The sequence below is a fragment of the Curtobacterium sp. MCLR17_054 genome (assembly GCF_003234335.2).
GTDB lineage: Bacteria > Actinomycetota > Actinomycetes > Actinomycetales > Microbacteriaceae > Curtobacterium > Curtobacterium flaccumfaciens.
The window spans coordinates 2,133,561-2,149,062 of sequence record NZ_CP126263.1; the positions used below are offsets into that span (position 1 = coordinate 2,133,561).

At 72.8% G+C, this 15,502-nt stretch carries 18 protein-coding genes; 2 read left to right on the forward strand and 16 right to left on the reverse strand.

The window, feature by feature from the left end:
- Positions 1-11: 11 nt before the first annotated feature.
- From DEJ08_RS10185 to DEJ08_RS10235, 11 genes are all read right to left on the reverse strand, one after another.
- Complete coding sequence (locus tag DEJ08_RS10185) at positions 12-251, reverse strand: HGxxPAAW family protein (RefSeq protein ID WP_017887200.1); 240 nt, start codon at positions 249-251, stop codon at positions 12-14.
- Positions 248-946, reverse strand: a complete 699-nt coding sequence (locus tag DEJ08_RS10190) for a Trp biosynthesis-associated membrane protein (RefSeq protein ID WP_110858960.1) — start codon at positions 944-946, stop codon at positions 248-250. Before DEJ08_RS10190 ends, DEJ08_RS10185 begins: the two co-directional genes overlap by 4 nt.
- Positions 943-2,487, reverse strand: coding sequence for an anthranilate synthase component I (locus tag DEJ08_RS10195; RefSeq protein ID WP_071403728.1), 1,545 nt, complete (start codon positions 2,485-2,487; stop codon positions 943-945). The genes DEJ08_RS10190 and DEJ08_RS10195 overlap by 4 nt, the downstream gene beginning before the upstream one ends.
- Entirely contained in the window at positions 2,484-2,882 is a 399-nt protein-coding gene (gene hisI, locus DEJ08_RS10200; protein WP_111053959.1) for a phosphoribosyl-AMP cyclohydrolase, read from the reverse strand. Before hisI ends, DEJ08_RS10195 begins: the two co-directional genes overlap by 4 nt.
- Before the next feature lie 25 nt (positions 2,883-2,907).
- A complete protein-coding gene (gene hisF / locus DEJ08_RS10205; protein ID WP_258367000.1) occupies positions 2,908-3,663 on the reverse strand; it encodes an imidazole glycerol phosphate synthase subunit HisF in 756 nt (251 codons plus the stop codon).
- Between the two features lie 11 nt (positions 3,664-3,674).
- Positions 3,675-4,514 (reverse strand): ATP phosphoribosyltransferase, encoded by an 840-nt coding sequence (gene hisG, locus DEJ08_RS10210; protein ID WP_027465727.1) that lies wholly within the window; start codon positions 4,512-4,514, stop codon positions 3,675-3,677.
- 58 nt (positions 4,515-4,572) lie between these two features.
- Complete coding sequence (locus DEJ08_RS10215) at positions 4,573-4,836, reverse strand: phosphoribosyl-ATP diphosphatase (RefSeq protein WP_027465728.1); 264 nt, start codon at positions 4,834-4,836, stop codon at positions 4,573-4,575.
- Positions 4,837-4,937: 101 nt separating this feature from the next.
- Entirely contained in the window at positions 4,938-5,597 is a 660-nt protein-coding gene (gene rpe / locus DEJ08_RS10220) for a ribulose-phosphate 3-epimerase (RefSeq protein ID WP_111029262.1), read from the reverse strand.
- A 37-nt stretch (positions 5,598-5,634) separates the two neighbouring features.
- Positions 5,635-6,537, reverse strand: a complete 903-nt coding sequence (locus tag DEJ08_RS10225; RefSeq protein ID WP_258367001.1) for an Abi family protein — start codon at positions 6,535-6,537, stop codon at positions 5,635-5,637.
- 101 nt (positions 6,538-6,638) lie between these two features.
- Positions 6,639-8,207: an RsmB/NOP family class I SAM-dependent RNA methyltransferase gene (locus tag DEJ08_RS10230; protein ID WP_258367002.1), complete on the reverse strand. Its 1,569-nt coding sequence runs from the start codon at positions 8,205-8,207 to the stop codon at positions 6,639-6,641.
- Positions 8,204-9,139 (reverse strand): methionyl-tRNA formyltransferase, encoded by a 936-nt coding sequence (locus tag DEJ08_RS10235; protein ID WP_111053961.1) that lies wholly within the window; start codon positions 9,137-9,139, stop codon positions 8,204-8,206. The genes DEJ08_RS10230 and DEJ08_RS10235 overlap by 4 nt, the downstream gene beginning before the upstream one ends.
- A gap of 134 nt (positions 9,140-9,273) precedes the next feature.
- Here DEJ08_RS10235 and DEJ08_RS10240 point away from each other — a divergent pair, with 134 nt between their 5' ends.
- Both DEJ08_RS10240 and DEJ08_RS10245 read left to right on the forward strand, forming a co-directional pair.
- On the forward strand, positions 9,274-9,603 hold the full coding sequence (locus DEJ08_RS10240; RefSeq protein WP_111029259.1) for a DUF8129 domain-containing protein: 330 nt from the start codon (positions 9,274-9,276) through the stop codon (positions 9,601-9,603).
- 14 nt (positions 9,604-9,617) lie between these two features.
- A complete protein-coding gene (locus DEJ08_RS10245; RefSeq protein ID WP_111029258.1) occupies positions 9,618-10,073 on the forward strand; it encodes a DUF4383 domain-containing protein in 456 nt (151 codons plus the stop codon).
- A 122-nt stretch (positions 10,074-10,195) separates the two neighbouring features.
- Here the strand turns inward: DEJ08_RS10245 and DEJ08_RS10250 are convergent, their stop codons facing one another.
- The 5 genes from DEJ08_RS10250 to pyrF are packed head-to-tail and all read right to left on the reverse strand — an operon-like array spanning position 10,196 to position 15,499.
- Positions 10,196-12,178: a primosomal protein N' family DNA-binding protein gene (locus tag DEJ08_RS10250; protein WP_111053962.1), complete on the reverse strand. Its 1,983-nt coding sequence runs from the start codon at positions 12,176-12,178 to the stop codon at positions 10,196-10,198.
- Positions 12,179-12,186: 8 nt separating this feature from the next.
- The gene (gene metK, locus DEJ08_RS10255) at positions 12,187-13,398 is read right to left on the reverse strand and encodes a methionine adenosyltransferase (RefSeq protein WP_110858970.1); all 1,212 of its coding nucleotides are present in this window, start codon (positions 13,396-13,398) and stop codon (positions 12,187-12,189) included.
- 5 nt (positions 13,399-13,403) lie between these two features.
- A complete protein-coding gene (gene rpoZ, locus DEJ08_RS10260; RefSeq protein WP_017887186.1) occupies positions 13,404-13,667 on the reverse strand; it encodes a DNA-directed RNA polymerase subunit omega in 264 nt (87 codons plus the stop codon).
- Between the two features lie 27 nt (positions 13,668-13,694).
- Positions 13,695-14,618 (reverse strand): guanylate kinase, encoded by a 924-nt coding sequence (gene gmk, locus DEJ08_RS10265; protein ID WP_258367003.1) that lies wholly within the window; start codon positions 14,616-14,618, stop codon positions 13,695-13,697.
- Positions 14,615-15,499 carry an orotidine-5'-phosphate decarboxylase gene (pyrF, locus tag DEJ08_RS10270; protein WP_111046412.1) on the reverse strand — a complete coding sequence of 295 codons (885 nt, stop codon included), beginning with the start codon at positions 15,497-15,499 and terminating at the stop codon, positions 14,615-14,617. Before pyrF ends, gmk begins: the two co-directional genes overlap by 4 nt.
- Positions 15,500-15,502: the final 3 nt, after the last annotated feature.

A 15,502-nucleotide genomic window follows, 5' to 3' on the forward strand; every position in this document is an offset into this window, starting at 1 on the left:
TCGGGAGACCCCTACTCGCCGTGGTGCTTGGGGACGAACTTCGGACCGTCGACGCCGTAGCCGGCCTTCTTCATCACGCCACCGACGATGAGGCCGATGAGGACGACGCCAGCGGAGGCCCAGACGCCCCACGGCTGGTCGAACCAGAAGAACAGCGTGCCTGCCGCGAATCCGATCAACATGATCACGACGGCGGTCCAGGCGGCCGGCGAGTGGCCTTCGCCGAGTTCTGCGGGCTCAGTGTTGCTCACGGTGCTCCTCGTTCTGCTCCGGCGTCGTCGGTCGAGCGACGCCCTGTCGATCCTACCGTGTCGTCACTCGGCGCCCCCGCGCCCGCGCCGTCGGCGGTGGTCGGGTCCACGCCCGCGCTCAGGTCGTCCCAGTCGACGACCGCGTCGCGCTGGACGGGTGCTGCTGCACGTGCTGCTGCGGCGGCTCCGGCGGTGGCGGCACCGTACTTCCGGCTCGGGCCGGGCCAGGCGCGCTGGACCACGATGACGACCACGCCGAGCAGCACGGCGAGCACGCCACCCGCGATCCCGACGGCGGGCCACGGGCTCACGGAGACGCTCGACACGACACCGCGGACGGCACCGAGGTCACTGACCCCGGCGACCTCGCCGACGGCACCGCGTGCGGCGGCGATCGGGTCGCCGAGGGCGGTGATGCCGCTGACGACCACGCCGAGGCCGAGCAGGATCTCGACGGCGGCGAGCACGATGCGCAGCACCCGTCCGGCGATGGTCATCGCCAGGAAGAGCGCGAGGCTCGCGATCGCCAACGCGGTGTACTGCGGCACGACCGCCGCCCCGTCGGCCGAGACCGTCGAGGTGACGGCGGCACCCGCGTGCAGACGGACGGTGAACCAGGTCTGGGTCCAGGCGAGCATGATGACGCCGGCGACCAGGAGCCCGGCGACGACGACGATCGGACGCGAGCGCTTCACGAGCGGACCTCGCGCATCCGGTTGGCCGTGGCGACGGCACGCAGTGGGGCAGCGGCCTTGTTGACCGCCTCGACGTGCTCGGTCTCCGGGTCGGAGTCCGCCACGAGTCCGGCCCCGGCCTGCACGCGGGCGACGCCGTCCTTGATCAGGGCGGTCCGGATCGCGATCGCCAGGTCGGCGTCACCGGCGAAGTCGAAGTACCCGACGACACCGGCGTACGCACCGCGCTTCGCCGGTTCGAGCTCGTCGATGATCTCGAGCGCACGCGGCTTCGGCGCGCCCGAGAGCGTGCCTGCCGGGAACGTCGCCCGGAACACGTCGATCGCCGAGGCGTCGGGACGCACCCGCCCCTCGACGCTCGACACCAGGTGCATGATGTGGCTGAACCGCTCGACGGTCATGAACTCGGTGACGCTGACGGTGCCGGGCTCGCACACCTTCTGCAGGTCGTTGCGTGCGAGGTCGACGAGCATCAGGTGCTCGGCGCGCTCCTTCGGGTCGCCGAGCAGGTCCTCGCCGAGGTGGACGTCCGCTTCCGGGGTCGCTCCACGCGGGCGGGACCCGGCGATCGGGTGCGTGATGGCGCGGTCGCCCTGCACCTTCACCAGCGCCTCCGGCGATGCGCCGACGATCCAGAACCGCTCGTCGGCGGTGTCCGCGAGGGCGAGGAAGTACATGTACGGACTCGGGTTCAGCGTCCGGAGCACCCGGTAGACGTCGAGCGGGTCGGCCGTGACCTCGTGGTCGAACCGCTGCGAGATGACGACCTGGAACACGTCACCGTCGCGGATGAAGCCCTTCGAGCGCTCGACGGCCGCCATGTAGTCGGCCGGGCTCGTGCGGTGGGTGGGGGTCGGCTCGGCGATCTCGAAGGCCTCGGCCACGGTCGCGACGCTCGGCTGCACCAGGTCGCCCTGCATGCGGTCGAGGCGCTGCTGCGCGTCCGCCCAGAGGGTGTCCGCGTCGTCGGTGCCGTCGTTCAGCACGCTCGCGACCAGCAGCACGAGACCGGTGCGGTGGTCGAGCGCGGCGAGTTCGGAGACGAACGACAGCGCCTGTCCGGGCACGTCGAAGTCGGCCGGCGGCACGTTCGGCAGGTGCTCGAGCTGGCGCACGGCCTCCCACCCGATGAAGCCGACGGTCCCGCCGACGAGCGGCGGTGAGCCGGGCACGCGGGGCGTCGCCCAGCGCTCGTGCAACCGTGCCAGGACCTCGAGCGGGGCGCCGTCGAGCGACCCGACGGCGCGCTCGGCGTCGATGCCGGTGTCGATCCAGGCCGCGCGGTCGCCGTCCTGGGTCAGGACGCCGAAGCTCCGCACGCCGACGAACGACCAGCGCGACCACAGGCCGCCCTGGCCGGCGGACTCGAGCAGGAAGGACCCGGGGCGGCCGTCGGCGAGCTTGCGGTAGACGCCGACCGGCGTCTCGCTGTCGCCGTACAGCGCGCGGACGACCGGCAGGACACGGTGGTCGCCGAGCAGGCCGTCGAACTCCGGTCGGGAGGTCGTGTGCGGGGTCTCGGAGATCGTCGCGGTGGTCATCGGGTCGGCTCCACGGCCGTGTTCGCCGGGGCGGACATGGTCACGGGCGCGAGCGGGTCGACGTCGAAGCACCGGTGCGCACCGGTGTGGCACGCAGCCCCGACCTGCTGCACCGTGACGAGGAGCGTGTCGTCGTCGCAGTCCAGCGCGGCACCGCGGACGTACTGGGCGTGTCCCGACGTGTCGCCCTTCCGCCAGTACTCGTTCCGCGACCGCGACCAGAAGGTCACACGGCCTTCGGTGAGGGTGCGGCGGAGGGCTTCCCGGTCCATGTAGCCGAGCATGAGGACGTCCTTCGACGATTCCTCCTGCACGATGGCGGGGAGCAGGCCGTCCGCACCGAAGTGTGCGCGGTCGAGGACCGCCTCGGTGTCAGTGCTGGTGCTGTCGGTCATGAGGCTCCTAGCCTACGGCGGCGGATCAGCGGACGGCGTGGCCGGTCGCGCGGAGCGCGGCCTTGACGTCCCCCACGGTCATCTCGCCACGGTGGAAGACGCTGGCGGCGAGGACTGCATCCGCACCCGCGTCGACGGCCGGGGCGAAGTGCTCGACGCGACCCGCGCCTCCCGAGGCGATCACCGGGACGGACGAGACGGCGCGCACCGCGGCCACGAGTTCGAGGTCGAACCCGTTCTTCGTGCCGTCGGCGTCGATGGAGTTGACGAGCAGCTCCCCCGCGCCCCGCTCGACGGCCTCGCGTGCCCACGCGATGGCGTCGAGGTCGGACTCGGTCCGCCCGCCGTGGGTGGTGACCACGAAGCCCGAGGGCATCCGGTCGGAGCGCTTGACGTCGAGCGACAGCACGACGGCCTGGGCACCGAACCGGTCGGCGATCTCGCCGATGAGCTCGTGCCGGGCGATCGCTGCGCTGTTCACGCCGATCTTGTCCGCGCCGCACTGCTGCAGCCGCGAGACGTCGTCGACGCTGCGCACCCCACCGCCGACGGTGAGCGGGATGAAGACCTGCTCGGCCGTCCGGGTCACGGTGTCGTACATCGTCGACCGGTTCTCGACCGTGGCACCGACGTCCAGGAAGGTCAGCTCGTCGGCACCCTGCTCGTAGTACCGAGCCGCGAGTTCGACGGGGTCACCGGCGTCCTGCAGGTCCAGGAAGTTCACGCCCTTGACGACGCGGCCGCCCTTGACGTCGAGGCACGGGATGACCCGGACCGACACGCCTCCGGGGGTCACAGGCGTGCGGCGTGGATCGGGCTGACGAGGATCGCCCGGGCGCCGAGGTCGTAGAGCGCGTCCATGATGAGGTTCGCGTCGTCGCGCGGGATCATCACGCGGACCGCGGCCCAGTCACGGTCGTGCAGCGGCGACACCGTGGGTGACTCGATGCCGGACGCCACCGCGGTCGCCTGCTCGAGCAGGGCCGTGGGGACGTCGTAGTCGAGCATCACGTAGCCACGGGCGACGAGGACGCCCTGCAGGCGTCGGCGGAGCACGTCGATGCCCGGGATGGTCTCGTCGGTGGAGACGAGCACCGCGGTCGACTCGAGGATCACCGGGCCGAAGATCTCGAGGCCCGCCTGCCGGAGCGTGCTGCCCGTCGACACGACGTCGGCCACGGCGTCGGCGACCCCGAGCCGCACGGCGCTCTCGACCGCGCCGTCGAGCTTCACGAGCGTCGAGCTGACCCCGTGCTCGGCGAGGAAGGCACCGACCAGGCCGGGGTAGCTCGTGGCCACGCGGACGCCGTCGAGGTCCTGCAGCGAGGCGAACCGACCGGGCGTGCCGGCGAACCGGAAGGTGGAGTCGGCGAAGCCGAGCGCGTCGACCTCGTGCGCCTCGGACCCGGAGTCGAGCAGCAGGTCGCGGCCGGTGATGCCGACGTCGAGCGCGCCGGACCCCACGTACGTGGCGATGTCCCGCGGGCGGAGGAAGAAGAACTCGACGCCGTTGCGCTCGTCGAGCAGGTGCAGCGCCTTCGGGTCGCGGCGGCCGGCGTACCCGGCCTCCCGCAGCATGTCGGACGCGGTCTCGGACAGGGAGCCCTTGTTGGGCACGGCGATGCGGAGCATCAGTGGGTCTGCTTTCTGTGGGGTCGTCGGCGGTCGTCGGTGCGCCGGGCGGCGCTTCCTACAGATGTCGCCAGACGTCCGCCGGGGTGAGCCCCTTGGCGACCATGAGGACCTGGAGGTGGTAGATCAGCTGCGAGATCTCCTCCGAGGTGCGCTCGTCGCCCTCGTACTCGGCCGCCATCCAGACCTCGGCGGCTTCCTCCACGATCTTCTTGCCGATCTGGTGCACGCCGGCGTCCAGTTCGGCGACGGTGCCGGAGCCCTCGGGACGCGTGCGCGCCTTCTCGGTGAGCTCCTGGAACAGGTCGTCGAACGTCTTCACGGGGTCCAGGCTACCGGTCTCCGCTGACGCTGCCGACGCACCGTCCGGACGGGAGGCAGTGGTCGCCCCGGTGACACCGGTACCGGCCGGCGCTCCCCCGGTCACGAGCGCGCCCGAGCGGCGGCCTCGCGCAGGTCGGCGATGCGCGCGGCGGGTTCGCCGCCGTACACCGCGGAGCCCGCGACCAGCGTGTCGGCACCGCTCCGGACGGCCTCGGGCACGGTGTCGACGGCGATCCCGCCGTCCACCTCGAGCCACACGTCGAGCCCGGAGGCATCGACGGCGGCGCGGGCGTCGGCGAGCTTCGGCATCACGGACGGCATGAAGGACTGGCCGCCGAACCCGGGCTCGACGGTCATCAGCAGGATCATGTCGTAGGCGTCGAGGTGGTGCAGCACCTGCGTGATCGGGGTGCCGGGCTTCACGGCGACGGCGGCGCGGGCACCGTTCGACCGGATCGCCGCGGCCGTCGCCACCGGGTCGTCGGCTGCCTCGAAGTGGAACGTGACGCTCGACGCACCCGTCTCGGCGTACTTCGGCGCGTTGCGGTCGGCGTCGGTCACCATCAGGTGGACGTCGAGCGGCACCGGCGACACCTGCTGCAGGCGCTGCACGATCGGCAGCCCGAGCGTCAGGTTCGGGACGAAGTGGTTGTCCATCACGTCGACGTGCACCAGGTCAGCGGTCTCGATGCGCTGGAGTTCGCGCTCGAGGTTCGCGAAGTCGGCGGACAGGATGCTCGGCGAGATGCGGATCGTCACCGGGCAAGCCTACCGGCGTGCCACTGGAGGCCCGCGGTCATCGCCACAGCGACGTCGCGTTCCAGTCCGCTGGCGCCCCCGTCTGCTCGAAGGGGACCAGCGCGATCGGCGGGTAGGCAGCCATCGCTCCGGCGAGCAGCCGGGACGGCCCGATGCCGCTGGCTTGCCGGAGGTACTGCACCAGCGTCAGCTGGCCGTAGGTCCGGTTCATCGCGTGGGCGGCGAGGTCGAGTCCGTCGTGCGTCCCTCCGCGCGGCAGGCGGGGGCGTTTCGGGTACACCCGGTTGAACAACCGCCCGTGGTGGGCACAGGCGTTGCGGACGACGTTCAGCGCACGGAGCCACGAGGAGAACTGCGGCGGCCTCAGCCCGAACGCTCCGGCGACCTCGGTCTGCACCATCGGCGGTGCGAACCCGAAGAGCCGGCTCAGACTCCCCCAGTCCATGAGCTCGACGGCGGCCCACACGGGCAGGGTCCCGCCGTACGCGAGCCGGTGGTGCTCCACGAAGTCCTCTCGGGACCGCCCGACCTCACGGTCGTGGCGACGGCGCCAGTCGGCGTACTGGTCACCCGACCGGGCGAGCACGCCGAGCAGCGCCGGTTCCAGGTGGGCACACGGATCGAGCCGCCCCAGTTCATGGCCGAGTGCGGCTCGGACGGCGAGTTCGATCGGCGCGATCGCGTCGAAGACCGTGGTCCGGAGGCGGGCGTCGAAGTCGGACAGGGAGACCACGTCAGCCAGGCGCGTGCCCGCCGCGAAGTCGTCGCTCCGGCGCCCGGACCGCAGCTGACGGAACGAGTACCAGTACCCGCTGAGGCGGTAGTAGCTGACCCGCCGCAGCAGTTCGACCGCGACATCGTGGTCCCCGACGTCCATCCCGCGGGCCTCGAGCAACGCGACCTGTTGTCTGGTCGACCGGAACGCCTTGACCTCGCTCAACGCACCCCTACACGAAGAGGACCGGCCCTGGACCTGCTTTCGCAGGCGGAACCGGTCTTGTGGAACCAACATATCAGAAGCGTTCCAGTGGGGCAACCTCCTCAGTCGACGCGACGGAACAGCGCGATGAACATCGCGTCCGTCCCGATGCGGTGCGGCCACAGCTGCGCGGTGGCGCCGTCCGCGATCTCGGGGTCGCGTGCGGCGACACCCCGGACGATCGCGGCGGTGTCGAGCTGCTCGAGCCGGTCCCCGTGCCGCCCCATCAGCGCGTCGACCTGCCCACGGGTCTCGGCCAGGTGCGGCGAGCACGTCACGTACGCCAGGGTCCCGCCCGGTGCGAGCACCCGAACAGCGGCGTCGAGCAGTTCGGTCTGCAGGGCAGCGAGCTCCTCGACGTCCTCGGGGAGCTTCCGCCAGCGTGCCTCCGGCCGACGACGCAGCGCGCCGAGCCCGGTGCACGGGGCGTCGAGCAGGATGCGGTCGAAGGTCATCCCGGTGCCGTCGCGTCCGTACCGACGGGCGTCACCCTCGACGACCCGCACGTGGTCGCCGAACACACCGAGCGCGTTCCGCACGAGGCCGGCGCGGGCGGGCACGAGTTCGTTGGCGACCAGGGTCGCCCCGCCCTGCTGCGCCTCGGCGGCGAGCAGTGCGGCCTTGCCGCCGGGCCCGGCACACATGTCGAGCCACCGCTCCCCCGCACGCACGTCCGACGAGCGGCTCAGCGCCAGCGCGGCGAGCTGCGACCCCTCGTCCTGCACGCGCAGGCGTCCGGCGGCGACGCCCGGCACACGCGCCGGGTCGCCGCTGATGCCGCGGATGCCGACGGGCGACACCGGCGCGGCGTCCGCCTGCACAACGGGCTCGCCGGCCCGGACGGGAGGCACGGTGCCGGTCGCGCCGTCGGCCTCCGGTTCGTCGTCGGCGGGCACCAGGGCCGCGGGCACGTCGTCCGCACCGGTCGCGTCGGCGAACGCGGCATCGATGTCGTCGTCCGGGGCGGTGCGGGCGGTCGCGGTGGCGATGTCCTCGTCGGTGGCGAGGCCGGGCAGGGCCGCGAGCTGCACCCGGGGTGCGGCGTTGTCGGCGGCGAGCAGGGCGGCGAGCTCGTCGCGGGAACGTTCGGCGGCCAGGGCGTCGCGGAGCGCCGAGACGACCCAGACCGGGTGCGACCAGCGGGTGGCGAGCAGGGCGTCCCCGGCGCGGCCCTCGGTGATCAGGGCGTCCCACTCCTGGTCGGTGCGGGCGGCGATCTTGCGCATCACGGCGTTCACGAACCCGGTGGCGCGGCGGGCACCGACCTCACGGGCGAGCTCGACCGTGGCGTCGACGGCGGCGTGCGTCGGGGTGCGCATGGCGAGCAGCTGGTGCGCACCGAGACGCATCACGTCGAGGACGTCCGCCTCGATGTTCTCGGCCCGGCGACCGGATGCCAGCGCGATGATCACGTCGTAGCGACCGAGCATCCGGATCGACCCGTAGGTGAGCTCGGTCGCGAACCCGGCGTCGCGGGCGGTGAGCCCGGCGCGGCGGATGCGCGTCGGCAGCAGCAGGTTCGCGTAGGCGTCGTCGACCTGCACGGCGCGGAGCACGTCGAACGCCACGCGGCGGGCACTCGCCGGACGCGGGCCGCGGCGGGCACCCTGGGGCTTCGTCTGGGGGCTCATGCGAGGACCTTCCCGTCCAGTTCGCCGAGGCCACGGGCCCAGGCGGCGGCGTCCATCGCCTTCTTGCCCGCCGGCTGCACCTCGAGCAGCACCAGCGGGGTGTCGGCGGTCCCGACCAGCAGCCGACCGCCGTGGAGTGCGAGCGCACCGGGCGCGAGCGACGGGGCGGGGTCCTGCGTGCCTCCAGGCTCGATCGTGCTGCGGAGCAGCTTCACGCGGGTCTCGCCCAGGTGGGCGTACGCGCCGGGCTCGGGCGTGACCCCGCGCAGCCGCGCGTGCACGGAGGCGGCGGGCGCGGCGAAGTCGGTGCGGCCGTCGCCGATCGTGAGCTTCGGGGCGAGCGTGGGCTCGCCGGACTGCTCGGTCGCGACGGCGGTGCCGGCGGCGATGGCGTCCACGACGTCCGCCACCACGTCGGCGCCGACCTCGGCCATCGCCGCGAGGACCTCACCCGAGGTCGCTTCGGGGTCGATCTCGAAGGGCAGGGCGGCGTAGACCGGGCCGGCGTCGAGCGACTCGACCAGCTGGAAGACCGTGGCGGCGGTCTGGGTGTCGCCGGCCATCACCGCACGCTGCACGGGAGCCGCACCGCGGTACGCCGGCAGGTCGGAGAAGTGCAGGTTGATCCACCCGTGCCGCGGGGCGTCGAGGGCCGGGCGGCGGAGCAGTGCGCCGTAGGCGACGATCACGCCGAGGTCGACGTCGAGGTCCGCGATCCGGGCGGTGACGGCGTCGTCGACACGCGAGGCCTCGATGACCGGCAGTCCGAGCTCCGCGGCGACGACGGCCACCGGGGTCGGGGTGAGGACACGCTTCCGGCCCTGCGGGGTGGCCGGCCGCGTGAGCACCGCGGCGATCTCGTGGTCGGACGCCGCCAGACGGCGGAGGGTGGGGACGGCCGCAGCGGGGCTGCCGGCGACGACGAGACGCATGGGTTCGATCCTCCCACGCCGACGGCCCCACCCGACCCCGACCGCCTGTCCGGAGCACGCGGTGCTCGGCTCTGCCTGTGCACCAGCAGAGCGTGGGCTGCGTAGGTTCTGGCTGCATCGACGGAAGGAGCACCATGACCGACCGAGACCTGCCCATCCCGGACTTCGACCACGTCCCGCTCGGCAACCTGACGGAGCACCTGACGGCCCTCGACCGCGAACAGCTCCAGGTGCTGCTCGACCACGAGCACGCCCACGGCGCACGGTTGCCGGTGCTGGAGCGGATCCGTCACCGGATCGAGGCCCTGGACGGCGGTGCGGAGCCGACCGGTTCCGTGCCGGAGCACCTCCCCGAGACGTCTGCGGGGGCCTCGGCACCAGCGGACGTCACGCCGGCCACCGCCGGTCCGACGATCAACCCGCCGTCCCACGGCGTGCCCACCAACCCCGCGCAGCCGCGCTGAGATCAGGAGACACCATGAGTGACGTCACCACCGCCACCAACCGCTACGCCGGTTCGTCCGTCCAGAAGGCCGCCCTCGTGGTCGGCATCGTGTTCCTGCTCGTCGGGATCGCCGGCTTCGTCCCCGGCATCACGACCGGCGACCTGGCCGGGGCCGGACACGAGTCGATGGGCATGCTGCTCGGCATCTTCCAGGTCTCCGTGCTGCACAACATCGTGCACCTGCTGTTCGGCGTCGTCGGACTGCTCGCCGCCAACCGCGCTTCCGGCTCGCGGATGTACCTGGTGCTCGGCGGGATCGTCTACTTCGTGCTGTGGATCTACGGCCTGTTCACCGCCGGCCACAGCTCGGGTGCGAACTTCGTCCCGCTGAACAACGCCGACAACTGGCTGCACCTCGTCCTCGCCATCGGCATGGTCGCCCTCGGCGTCGTGCTGCCGCGCGAGCGTCGTCGGCCCGCCAACGCCTGACCGACCCGCACCAGCCGGTCGCCGCACGGCGGCAGACCCCGAACGACACCGCCGACGTCCCACGACGCCGGCGGTGTCGTTCTGCGTCGTGCAGCGCCCGGGCCCGCCCGGGACCGGCGGCGTCAGACCTCGGAGAACGGCTCCGCGTCGTCCAACCGCACCCGCAGCGTCGGAGCGGCCCGTCGTCGGTTGCCACCCTTGAGCACCCGCCGGGTCGACGAGCGCCGGATCACCTCGGCCTTGAGCGTCGCGGCGACCTCGGCCCCGTGCGCGTACGGGAACCGCACGATCGCCCGGACCGTACCCGGCAACGTGTCGTCCTCGACCGGGACCGGGCCGAGCACCGGACCGACGACGGCGTCGCCGAGGGCCTCGACCGCAGCGGTGACGGCCTCGTCGGTGCCGGTCATCGTCGCCACCCGCACCGCCGGCGGGAAGTGGAGTTCGCGGCGGTCGGTGAGCTCGTCGTGCGCGGGACCGTCGAGCCGCCACAGGGCCATCGCCGACGCCAGCCGCCCACCGATCCCGACCAGGTACACCTCGGCACCGGGGGCCGACTTCGCGGCGGCGTTCGTCCAGAAGCGCAGCACGTCCTCCTGCACCCGCAGCCCTTCGCGGGCGAGCATCTTCTCGCCGTCGAGCAGCAGCACGCAGGCGTACCCGCCCGGCACCGACGGCTCGGCCCCACGGGTGGCGACGACGACCGATGGCTTGGCGGGAACCTCGTCGAGCGGGCGGGAGCCGTCCGCGACGATGATCCGGGTGCCGGGGAACGCCCGCCCGAGCTCCTCCGCGGTGCGCTGTGCCCCCTGGCCGACCGGCTTCACGGTGCCGTTGCCGCACGTCGGGCAGCGGAACCCGACGGCCAGGGCGCCGCAGAACCGGCACTCGGGCGTGGCGCCGCGGTGCGGGCTGCCGAGCGGCCCGCCGCAGACGCGGCAGTGCGCGCGTTCGCCGCACTCGGCGCAGACCAGCCCGGTGCCGAAGCCCGGGCTCGCGACCTGCACCAGGACGGCACCGTGCTGGCTGGCCTCGCGCGCGGCACGCCAGGCGGAGCTCGGGATGCGCGCCTGTGCGGCGAACCCCTCGGCCCCGGTCTGCTGCACGGTGGGGATGACCTTCGGCGTCTTCACGCGGTAGGGCACGACGTCCTGCAGCCAGTGCAGCTCCACCAGCCGTTGCACGTCGGTGCTGCGCGCGTGCGAGACGAACAGCAGCGCGGCCCCGGACTGGGCGGCCCGCACCAGGGCCACGTCACGCGTGTGCACGTAGGGCGCCCGCTGCTCGATGAACGAGGCGTCGCCGTCGTCCCACATCGCGATCAGGCCGAGCTCCGTCGCCGGCGCGTACATCGCCGTGCGGTTGCCGATCGCGACCACCGGGTGCGTGCGGGCCTGCAGCAGGGCCTTCGCGCGCTGCCCGTTCGTCTGCTTGGCGTCGAACCGCACCACCCGTTCCGGCGGCAGCACCGCGAGCAGGGCACGCTCGAGGTCGATGACGTCGCGGAAGTCCGGCACGGCGACCACCGCGGACTGCTCGGCCGCCAGGGTGTGCGCCGCAGCCTGGGCGAGCGTCGCGGCCCATCCCGGCACCCAGACCGGTGCGTCCGCGTCACCCACCGCCACGGGCTGGGGCACGGCGGCGACCGCGGCGCGTCCGTGCTCCGTCACCACGGCCTCCAGGACGCCGTCGGCGTAGCCGGTGACGGGCGGGGCGGTCACCGGCGGCGGCGACCACGCGGTGTCCCGGGCGAGCCAGGCCTTCTCGGCGCGCACCTGCCGCGGCGGCACGGCCAGGCGCAGGACGTCGGAGGCGACACCCGCGGCCCGGTCGGCGACGGCACGCGCGAGGGTCCAGATCTCCGGCGCGAGCACGGGCACCGGGGACAGCACGGCCTCGATCTGACTGAGTTCCCCCGGGTACTCGCCCTCGGTGACGATCTCGACCACGTAGCCGTCGGACATCCGGGCCCCGGTGCGCAGCGGCACCTTGACGCGGACCCCCGCGACGCAGTCGTCCTCGAGCTCGGCCGGCACCCGGTAGTCGAACAGACGGTCCAACTGCGGGAGCGGCGAGTCGAGGACGACGCGCGCGACGGTGGTCACGCGGTGCTTCAGACGGTCGCGGCGACGAGTCCTGCGGCGGCGCGGAGTTCCTCGACACGGTCGAGCTGCTCCCACGTGAACCCGGGGAGCTCGCGGCCGAAGTGGCCGTAGGTCGCGGTCTGCGCGTAGATCGGCCGGAGCAGGTCGAGGTCGCGGATGATCGCGGCCGGACGCAGGTCGAAGACCTGGCGGATGGCGGCCTCGATCGTGGCGTCGTCGACGTGTCCGGTGCCGAAGGTCTCGACGTACAGCCCGACGGGCTTTGCACGGCCGATCGCGTAGGCGACCTGCACCTCGAGCCGGTCGGCCAGCCCCGCGGCGACCGCGTTCTTGGCGACCCAGCGCAGCGCGTACGCCGCCGAACGGTCGACCTTCGACGGGTCCTTGCCGCTGAACGCGCCGCCACCGTGACGAGAGGCCCCGCCGTAGGTGTCGACGATCACCTTGCGGCCGGTGAGCCCGGCGTCGCCCTGGGGGCCGCCGATCTCGAAGCGACCGGTCGGGTTCACGATGACGTCGACGTGCGACGAGTCGAGGTCGACCAGGTCGAGGACCGGACGGATCACGTGCTCGGTGATCGCCGCGGTGAGCTCGTCGAGCGTGACGCTCGGCGAGTGCTGCGTGGAGAGCACGACGGTCTCGACGGTCTTCGGCACGACGCCGTCGTACCCGATGGTGACCTGGGTCTTGCCGTCCGGACGCAGGAACGACAGCTCGCCCGACTTGCGGACCGCGGCGAGGCGCTCGGCCAGCCGGTGCGCCAGCCAGATCGCGACCGGCATGTACTCGGGGGTCTCGTTCGTCGCGAAGCCGAACATGATGCCCTGGTCGCCGGCGCCCTGACGGTCGAGCGGGTCGACCGCACCGGTGCGCGAGTCGAGCGACTCGTCCACACCCTGCGCGATGTCGGGCGACTGCGCGCCGATCGAGACCTCGACACCGCAGGTGGCACCGTCGAACGAGACGTCCGACGAGTTGTAGCCGATGCCGGTGATGACGTCACGGACGAGCTTGGGGATCTCGACGTAGCCGGAGGTCGTGACCTCGCCGGCGACGTGCACGAGCCCGGTGGTCACCATCGTCTCGACGGCGACGCGCGCGTTCGGGTCGACCGTCAGCAGTGCGTCGAGGATGCTGTCCGAGATCTGGTCGCAGATCTTGTCGGGGTGCCCCTCGGTCACCGACTCGGACGTGAAGAGGCGGAGAGCAGCTGCAGTCACCGGGATCAGTCGGTGGGCTGCTGCTGCTTGGTGACGGTGAGCTTGTCCTCGTTGATCTCGTGGAGCGCGACGGACAGCGGCTTGTCGTCGATCGTCGAGTCGACGAGCGGTCCGACGTTGTCGAAGAGCGAGCCCTCGTGCAGGTCGGCGTAGTAGTCGTTGATCTGGCGGGCGCGCTTCGACGCGAAGATGACGAGCGCGTACTTCGACTCGACCTTGCTGAGCAGGTCGTCGATGGGCGGGTCGATGATGCCCTGGGGGTTGGCCATGGTGTCTCCTCGAAGTCAGTGCACCCGTCAGGGCGCAGAGAACAAGTCTACGACCTCACGTGCCGCGGTGCCGACATCGGAGTTCACGATCCGCACGTCGAACTCGTCCTGCGCGGCCAGCTCGACCTTCGCGGTCTCGAGACGACGCGCCTGTTCCTCCGCGGATTCGGTCCCGCGGCCGATCAGCCGGCGCACCAGTTCCTCCCACGTCGGGGGCAGCAGGAACACGAGCACCGCCTCGGGCATGGCGTCGCGGACCTGCCGGGCCCCCTGCAGGTCGATCTCGAGCATGACCTTCTCGCCGGCGTCGAGCGCGCGGTCGATCGGCGGGCGCGGGGTGCCGTAGCGGTACGAGTTGTGGACGGTCGCCCACTCGAGCAGCTCGCGGTCGCGGATCATGCGGTCGAACTCGTCGTCGTCCACGAAGTAGTAGTGCACGCCGTCGACCTCGCCGGGGCGCGGCTTCCGGGTGGTGGCGGAGACGCTGAGGTTGACGTCCGGGTAGTGCTGTCGGATGTGCGCGCTGACCGTGCCCTTGCCGACCGCGGTGGGTCCGGCGAGCACGACGAGCTTCGAGGCGCCACGCTTGCGACCCCGGGCGGCGAGCCAGTCCGCCAGGGCGGTCCGCTGCCGGGTCCCCAGGCCGCCGAGGCGCTTCGACGGGGCGATCCGCAGGGTCCCCATGATCGCCTCGGCTCGTGCGGGGCCGATGCCCGGCAGGCTGACGAGCAGGTCACGGACCCGCAGCGAGCGTTCCGCCGAGGTCGTCTCGACCAGCGAGTCGTCCCACGCGGCACGGGCGACGTCGAGTGCCGAGCGATCCCCCGACGCGATCGCGGCCTTCACCGCGGCCCGGGCGCGTCGCGCGGCGACGGCGGCCTTCGCCGCGGCGACCCGGTCCACCTCTGGCGGGGTCCGGTGGGCGGGCAGGCCCTCGTGCTCGTCGGTCACGCTGCCGCCGCCAGTGCGGTGCGGATGCGGTCGGCGCGCTCGGTGACGAGCGCCGCGACGCCGTCCGGACCGTCGGTCAGCAGGCCCCGCGACTCGCTCACGAGCACCTGCTCGGCACGCGCGCCGTACAGCGCACGGAGGTCCTCGATGCGGGCCCCCTGGGCACCGAAGCCCGGGGCGAGGACCGGCGCGGTGCCGATCGCGTCCGCGTCGATGCCGAAGTCGTCGAGGTGAAGGGTCGCGCCGAGCACGAGCCCGACGTCGCCGAGGGCCTGATCGCCCACGGACCGGTTGTCGTCTGCCACGTCCAAGACGATACCGGCCGCGACCGTCCGGCCGGTACGCGGTCCTTCCGCGAGCACCGCGGTCTGCAGCACACGGGCCTCGGGGTTGCTCGTCGCCGCGAGCACGAAGACCCCGGCACCGTTCCGGCGCGCGACGTCGATCGTGCCCCGGAGCGAGCCGTACCCGAGGTACGGCGACACCGTCATCGCGTCGGCCGCGAACGGCCCGTCGCGGTCCAGCCACGCCAGCGCGTAGTCGTCACCGGTGGTCCCGATGTCGCCCCGCTTCACGTCGGCGACGACCAGGAGGCCCGCATCGCGCGCCCGACGGATCGTCGCGTCGAGCGCACGGTAGCCCGCCACCCCCGCCGCCTCGAAGAAGGCGACCTGCGGCTTCACGATCGCCGCGCGGCCGGCGGCCGCGTCGACCAGGGTCGCGCCGAACGCCGTCAGGCCCTGCTCGTCGCGGGCGAGCCCCCACGCCGCCAGGGTGGCGGCGTGGGGGTCGATCCCGACGCAGAGCGGTGAACGCTCCCCCATGGCGGACGCGAGGCGGTCGCCGAAGGAGGCCGGGCCTCCCGACCGGGTCGTTGCCATGCT

Excerpts from the sequence above, each read along its gene's own strand:
- hisG (WP_027465727.1), bottom strand. The coding sequence starts at position 4,514 with ATGCTCCGCATCGCCGTGCCCAACAAGGGCTCCCTGTCCGAGACCGCG.
- rpoZ (WP_017887186.1), bottom strand. The coding sequence starts at position 13,667 with ATGGCCAACCCCCAGGGCATCATCGACCCGCCCATCGACGACCTGCTC.
- DEJ08_RS10240 (WP_111029259.1), top strand. The coding sequence starts at position 9,274 with ATGACCGACCGAGACCTGCCCATCCCGGACTTCGACCACGTCCCGCTC.
- pyrF (WP_111046412.1), bottom strand. The coding sequence starts at position 15,499 with ATGGCAACGACCCGGTCGGGAGGCCCGGCCTCCTTCGGCGACCGCCTC.
- DEJ08_RS10245 (WP_111029258.1), top strand. The coding sequence starts at position 9,618 with ATGAGTGACGTCACCACCGCCACCAACCGCTACGCCGGTTCGTCCGTC.
- DEJ08_RS10195 (WP_071403728.1), bottom strand. The coding sequence starts at position 2,487 with ATGACCACCGCGACGATCTCCGAGACCCCGCACACGACCTCCCGACCG.
- DEJ08_RS10235 (WP_111053961.1), bottom strand. The coding sequence starts at position 9,139 with ATGCGTCTCGTCGTCGCCGGCAGCCCCGCTGCGGCCGTCCCCACCCTC.
- hisI (WP_111053959.1), bottom strand. The coding sequence starts at position 2,882 with ATGACCGACAGCACCAGCACTGACACCGAGGCGGTCCTCGACCGCGCA.
- DEJ08_RS10230 (WP_258367002.1), bottom strand. The coding sequence starts at position 8,207 with ATGAGCCCCCAGACGAAGCCCCAGGGTGCCCGCCGCGGCCCGCGTCCG.